This window comes from Chryseobacterium caseinilyticum (assembly GCF_014837145.1).
GTDB lineage: Bacteria > Bacteroidota > Bacteroidia > Flavobacteriales > Weeksellaceae > Chryseobacterium > Chryseobacterium caseinilyticum.
This window is the reverse complement of the sequence record NZ_JACYFS010000019.1, coordinates 1-2,759: the sequence shown is the minus strand read 5'-3', so window position 1 is coordinate 2,759 and position 2,759 is coordinate 1. Positions and strand designations below refer to the sequence as shown.

The 2,759-nt window shown below is 48.7% G+C and carries 1 protein-coding gene; it reads right to left on the bottom strand.

Features of this window, described 5'->3' with window-relative positions; genetic code table 11:
• Nucleotides 1–2,645, bottom strand: a 2,645-nt coding sequence (locus tag IC610_RS19885) for a SusC/RagA family TonB-linked outer membrane protein (protein ID WP_191738620.1), incomplete at its 3' end; no start/stop codon positions are given.
• Nucleotides 2,646–2,759: the final 114 nt, after the last annotated feature.

The window sequence follows — 2,759 nt, the reverse complement described above, 5'->3', positions numbered from 1 at the left end:
GGCATGGTGCTGTTGTAGTTTCTGCTTTCCTGTTTTACAAACTGAAGGAGCACGGACAGATTCCAGTTTCTGTATCTCAGGTCACTGGTGAATCCTCCGTAGAATTTCTGACCGAGGTTTCTGATCACCTGTCTGTCATCGGGAGAGGAGATTTTGCCGTCACCGTTAAAGTCTGTGAAAATATACTGTCCCGTGGCAGGATTAATGCCGTTGAGCTGATACAGTTTTATGATGTTGACCGGCTGACCGACAACATAGGTGTTGGCATAGGAAGAACCTTCCAGACCGGGAAATGAAAGAAGTCTGTTCTCCGGAAATGTAATGTTGAATCCTGCATCCCATGAAAATGAGCCGTTCTGTATCAGATCTCCTTTAAGATCAAATTCCCATCCTCTGTTCCGAACGGTGGCACCCAGATTGGCGAGTACCGATGTGAATCCCGTTACTGCGGAAAGCTGGTAGCCGAGAAGCTGGTTTGATGAACGGTTGCTGTAGTATGCTGCCGTCAGATTCAGGCGGTTTTTAAAGAGACCGAGTTCAAGGGCGGTTTCAAACTTCAGGGTTTTTTCCCAGCTGAAATCCGGATTATAGAGTCTTGAAGGCAGCAGACCCACTACTCCATTATAGATTAAAGTGGATGTGATGTAGGTATTCAGGTACTGGTTTTCCCCGATGTTGTCGCTTCCTGAGGAACCGTAGCTTGCCCTCAGTTTTCCGAAGCTGACTAAGCGGTTGTCTTTCAGAAAGTTTTCCTTTGTGAAGATCCAGGCGGCACCGGCTGCCCCGAAGGTGGCGAATCTGTTGTTGGGACCGAAACGGCTGCTGCCATCTCTTCTTCCGGTCAGGTTGAGGATATACTTTCCTGCATACTGATAGTTGATTCTGCCGAACACTGCTGCATAACGGTATTCAGTGGTCACGGCATCCGATACGGTTTTGGTCTGTGCCGCTCCGAGGTTGCTGATGAAGAGGTTGCTTTCAAAACCGAATCCCTGAATGGCGGATGTGCTGTTGGTATCCCGCTGGTAGGTTCCTCCTGCGAGGATGTCTGTCTGATGGTTGCCCTTTTTGAAGAACCAGCTGAGCTGCGGTTCGATGACCATTGAGAATCTGTCCTGATTGCTTTTTGAAGCAGCTGACTGTGCGGAGGTCATTCCGAAAGAAGGATCATTGGCAGTGTGGGGTCTGAGTGACCATTCCTCAAAGGTCTGGTAGGTCATGCCTCCGTTAACCTTCAGTCTCAGGTTTTTAAGCAGTTCATATTCCGCGCTGATGTTGCTGAGGAACTGAAGCTGGTCATTGGAATAGGTATTCCTGTAGTTGGCCAGAGGGTTGGCAAAAGTACTGTTTTCCCAATTCAGGCTGCCGCTGCTGTCATACAGTGCCGGTGCATTGGGAGACAGTATATAGGAGGCTGCGGTAACATCTGATGTGAGGATATTGTTGTCCAGCGCAGAAAACAGGTTGGACATGTTGAAGGTAAATTTCCTGTCTGCCGATCTGTGGGAAATATTTCCGGAAACAGTATTGGTTCTGTACCTGAAGTTTTCCCCGAAAACGGTAGTCTGCTGACTGTGGCCGAGGCTAATCAGGTAGGATGTATTTTCACTTCCTCCGCTGAGGGAAAACTGGGTATTGGTTATATCAGCGTAATTCCCGATGAGTTCCTTCCGCCAGTCGGTGAATCTGTTTTCATCCCAGGTGCCGTTGATGTCGTAGGCAATGGCCGGATAGGCTGAAATGTTGTCATTGGCATATGCCTGCCGGCGCATGTTGATGTACTGCTCCGTGTTCATCATTTCCAGTCCGGAAACGGCGTGGCTCAGTCCGTAAGAGGAATTGAGGGTAAGACGCAATCCGCCTTTTCTGGCTTTTTTTGTGGTGACCAAAACAACGCCGTTGGCTCCCCTTGATCCGTAGATCGCCGTGGCATCGGCATCTTTAAGTATTTCGAAGCTTTCGATGTCGTTGGGACTGATGGAGTTCAGCGGATTGACATTGGCCAAAGCAAGTACGGTTCCGCCGTAGCGTGAATTGACTCCGCCGCCTACGGGAACGCCATCGATGATGTAAAGGGGCTGATTGCCGTCGGTCTCTGAATTGGTACGGGTACGGAGGCTGTTTCTGCCCCTGATCTGGATGTCGAAACCTCCGCCTGCTGTTCCCGAGTTTTGGGTAATGCTGACGCCTGCCATTCTTCCCTGCGCTGCTGACAGTACATTTGTGACAGGCTGGTTTTCTATTTCCTTTGCAGAAATTTTAGCGATGCTTCCGGTTCTTTCCCGGTCTTTTACCTTGTAGTAACCGGCGTTGAGGACAACCTCATCTATGTTTTTCAGGTTGAGATTAAGGTTAAGGTTGAGGATAGAGGCTGTGCCTAAGGTTTTCCGCTGTTCTGCGTAATCGGGGTGGCGGAAAATGAGGACGGGATTTTCTCTGCTGACCTGAAGGATGTAGTTTCCTTTGTCATTGGTAACAGCTGTCTGATCACTTCCCTGCTGTGAGACAGAAACTCCCGAAAGGGGTTTGTTGTCTGCGGTTACGGTACCCGTAATGGTTCTGGTCTGAGCCTTTACATTGCTGCATATGACTGTCAGCATGAAGGCGCAAACCGTGCTTCCTATAGTATTATAGGATTTTTTCATAGTTTTGTAATGTTTTTAATTAAACGATTCAATCCATTGCTCCTTCCTGAGTCGCCAAACTTATGGGAAGGGGCTTTTTTATTGATCTTTTTTGGTCAGGCTGAGCTGGCCTGT